Origin of the sequence: Rhodococcus sp. R1101 (assembly GCF_000278445.1) — a bacterium.
Classification (GTDB): domain Bacteria; phylum Actinomycetota; class Actinomycetes; order Mycobacteriales; family Mycobacteriaceae; genus Rhodococcus; species Rhodococcus gordoniae.
The window spans coordinates 1-3,516 of sequence record NZ_AJVB01000409.1; the positions used below are offsets into that span (position 1 = coordinate 1).

Consider the following 3,516-nt stretch of genomic DNA (forward strand, 5'->3'; position numbering starts at 1 on the left):
TCACCGCCGGTGTCACGGAGATCGTCGTCGTCTCGCTCGGCGCGGACGGCGCGGTCATGGTGACCGCCGACGAGGCCGTGCGGGTACCGGCCCTGGCGGCCAAAGTGCGCAGTGCCGTCGGAGCCGGTGACAGCATGGTCGCAGGTCTCGTCGTGGGGCTGCTGCAGGAACGGTCGCTGCGCGACGCGCTGGCACTCGGGATCGCCTGCGGTACGGCCGCTCTGCTCACCGCGGGTAGTCAGGTCTGCCGCCGCGAGGACATCGACCGCTTCGACGCCCTCGCTCGCGCGGTCTGACCCTCGCGCGGTCCGAGCACCGCCGTTCACGATGGACGCGCGCGGATCCCGGGTGCGGGCATTCCCGGGGTGTGCGGCTACGGGCTGTGTGGTCCGATGCAGGTCCGACCCGGTGGAGAGCGCCGACTAGACTCGTCGGTTGTGGCCCACCCGATGATCGCTCCGTCCATCCTGTCCGCGGACTTCGCTCGTCTCGCCGACGAGGCGCAGGCCGTCGCCGGTGCCGACTGGCTCCACGTCGACGTCATGGACGCTCATTTCGTTCCGAACCTCACGCTCGGTCTCCCGGTCGTCGAGTCGCTGCTGAAGGCGACCGACATCCCGCTCGACTGCCACCTGATGATCGAGAATCCCGGCCGGTGGGCGCCGCCCTACGCCGAAGCGGGTGCGCACAACGTCACCTTCCACGCCGAGGCCACCGACGATCCGGTCGCGGTGGCCCGCGACATCCGCGCAGCCGGCGGCAAGGCCGGGTTGTCGGTCAAGCCCGGTACCCCCATCGAGCCCTATCTCGAGATCCTGAGGGAATTCGACACGCTGCTCGTGATGAGCGTCGAACCGGGCTTCGGTGGTCAATCCTTCATTCCCGACGTCCTCGACAAGGCCCGCCAGGTCCGTCGTCTCGTCGATTCGGGCGAGCTCCGTCTGCTCGTGGAGATCGACGGAGGCATCAACGCCGACACCATCGAAGCCGCCGCCGAAGCGGGTGTGGACTGCTTCGTCGCCGGGTCCGCGGTCTACGGTGCCGCCGATCCCGGCGAGGCGGTCCGCAAGTTGCGGGCGCAGGCCGGGGCTTCGTCCCCGCACCTGACGCTCGCGCCGTGACCGCACCCGAGATCGCCGAAGCCCTCCAGTTCGCGCTCGACGCCTCCGAGGCCGTGCGGGGCACGACCAGCCCCAACCCGCCGGTCGGTGCGGTGATCCTCGACGCGGACGGCGCGGTGGCGGGTATCGGTGCCACCGCACCTCCCGGCGGCCCGCACGCCGAGGTGCGAGCACTCGTGGCAGCGGGGGAGCGTGCCCGGGGCGGTACCGCGGTGGTCACTCTCGAGCCGTGCAATCACACCGGCCGCACCGGACCGTGCGCGCAGGCTCTCGTCGATGCGGGGATCGCCACGGTCTACTACTCGGTCGCCGACCCGAATCCCGTCGCCGGCGGGGGAGCCGACACCCTCCGCGCCGCGGGCGTCACCGTGCATCCCGGTCTCGGTGCCGAAGCCGTCACCCGCGGACCGCTGCGGGCATGGCTGCATCGGCAACGTACCGGCCGGCCGCACGTGACGTGGAAGTACGCCGCGTCGATGGACGGCCGCAGCGCGGCCGCCGATGGCACGAGCAAGTGGATCTCCGGCCCCGAATCGCGGGCACGAGTGCACGACCAGCGCAGTCGGCTCGACGCCATCATCGTCGGCACCGGCACCGTGCTCGCCGACGATCCCTGGCTCACCGCCCGCCTGCCCGACGGGGAACTCGCACCCCACCAGCCCCTGCGGGTGGTCGTCGGTATGCGTGAGATCCCGACCTCCGCACGGGTTCTCGACGACTCTGCACCGACGCTGGTGCTACGCACCCATGACCTCGGTGCGGTACTCGCCGCGCTCGACGACCGGCCCGACGTGCTGGTCGAGGGCGGACCCCGACTCGCAGGTGCGTTCCTCGCGGCGGGGTGCGTCGACCGCATCCAGGCGTACCTGGCGCCCGTCGTGCTCGGAGCCGGCGAGGCCGCCGTCGAGGACGCAGGCGTGGGCACGATCGCGGACGCGCTACGGTTCCGCCGGGAACGCGTCGAGACGGTCGGCTCGGACATTCTGTTGACCCTCGTCCCGGACCGGGACAACTGAATCGGACCCGGTCACGGATCGGGAGCTAAGGAGCGGAACATGTTCACGGGCATCGTCGAGGAACTCGGTGAGATCGTGGCGAAGGAGAGCCTCGCCGACGCGGCGCGCTTCACCGTGCGCGGACCGTTGGTCACCTCCGACGCCAAGCACGGCGATTCGATCGCGGTCAACGGGGTGTGCCTGACGGTCGTCGACGTCCTCGACGGAGATTCCTTCACCGCCGATGTGATGCAGGAGACGCTCGACCGTTCGTCGCTCGGGCAGCTCACGCTCGGCAGCTCCGTCAACCTCGAACGTGCCGCGGCTCTGAACAGCCGGCTCGGCGGTCACCTGGTGCAGGGCCACGTCGACGCCACGGGCGCCGTCGTCTCCCGCACGCCCTCGGAGAACTGGACGGTCGTGCGCATCTCCCTCCCGGCCGAGATCTCCCGCTACGTCGTCGAAAAGGGCTCGATCACGGTCGACGGTGTCTCGCTGACGGTCTCGGATCTCGGTGGGGAACCGGGTGGCGAGTGGTTCGAGATCTCGCTCATCCCCACCACCCTGTCGCTGACCACCCTCGGCACCGCCGAACCGGGCACCCTGGTCAACCTCGAGGTCGACGTGATCGCCAAGTACGTGGAGCGCCTGCAGAACGCGCGTTGAGGCGTCGTAGTGTGGAGATCGACAATGGACGCGGAGCACGAGTCGTCCGGATACGAGAGTTGGAGTCCAGGGAAGTGACGAGGTTCGACACCATCGAGCGCGCGGTCGCCGATATCGCCGCCGGTAAGGCGGTCGTCGTGGTCGACGACGAGGACCGTGAAAACGAGGGCGACCTCATCTTCGCCGCAGAGAAGGCGACGCCCGAACTCGTGGCGTTCATGGTCCGCTACACGTCCGGGTACCTGTGCGTGCCCCTGGACGGGGAGGACTGCGACCGTCTCGGGCTTCCTCCCATGTACAGCGTCAACCAGGACAAGCACGGCACCGCCTACACGGTCACCGTCGACGCGAAGGAAGGCATCGGCACGGGCATCTCCGCGTCCGACCGCGCCGCCACCATGCGACTGCTCGCCGACCCGAACGCCACCGCCCAGGACTTCACACGTCCCGGCCACGTGGTGCCACTGCGGGCCAAGGAGGGCGGCGTCCTGCGCCGGCCCGGCCACACCGAGGCGGCCGTCGACCTCGCCCGCATGGCCGACCTGCGACCGGCCGGCGTCATCTGTGAGATCGTCTCGCAGAAGGACGAAGGCGAGATGGCCCGCACCGCCGAGCTGCGGGTCTTCGCCGACGAACATGAGCTCGCCCTGATCTCGATCGCCGATCTCATCGCGTGGCGCCGTAAGCACGAGAAGCACGTCGTGCGTGTCGCGGAGGCCCGCATCCCCACCCGG

At 70.0% G+C, this 3,516-nt stretch carries 5 protein-coding genes; all 5 read left to right on the forward strand.

Annotation, left to right across the window (positions count from 1 at the left end):
• Positions 1-296 (forward strand): PfkB family carbohydrate kinase (locus tag R1101_RS27510; RefSeq protein WP_037224109.1); only part of this gene is annotated, 296 nt, incomplete at its 5' end.
• A 141-nt stretch (positions 297-437) separates the two neighbouring features.
• Positions 438-1,121: a ribulose-phosphate 3-epimerase gene (gene rpe, locus R1101_RS0118810; RefSeq protein WP_016934883.1), complete on the forward strand. Its 684-nt coding sequence runs from the start codon at positions 438-440 to the stop codon at positions 1,119-1,121.
• On the forward strand, positions 1,118-2,137 hold the full coding sequence (gene ribD, locus R1101_RS0118815; protein ID WP_016934884.1) for a bifunctional diaminohydroxyphosphoribosylaminopyrimidine deaminase/5-amino-6-(5-phosphoribosylamino)uracil reductase RibD: 1,020 nt from the start codon (positions 1,118-1,120) through the stop codon (positions 2,135-2,137). The genes rpe and ribD overlap by 4 nt, the downstream gene beginning before the upstream one ends.
• Before the next feature lie 39 nt (positions 2,138-2,176).
• Positions 2,177-2,782: a riboflavin synthase gene (locus tag R1101_RS0118820; RefSeq protein ID WP_016934885.1), complete on the forward strand. Its 606-nt coding sequence runs from the start codon at positions 2,177-2,179 to the stop codon at positions 2,780-2,782.
• A gap of 74 nt (positions 2,783-2,856) precedes the next feature.
• A partial coding sequence (ribB, locus tag R1101_RS0118825; RefSeq protein ID WP_016934886.1) for a 3,4-dihydroxy-2-butanone-4-phosphate synthase occupies positions 2,857-3,516 on the forward strand: 660 nt, incomplete at its 3' end.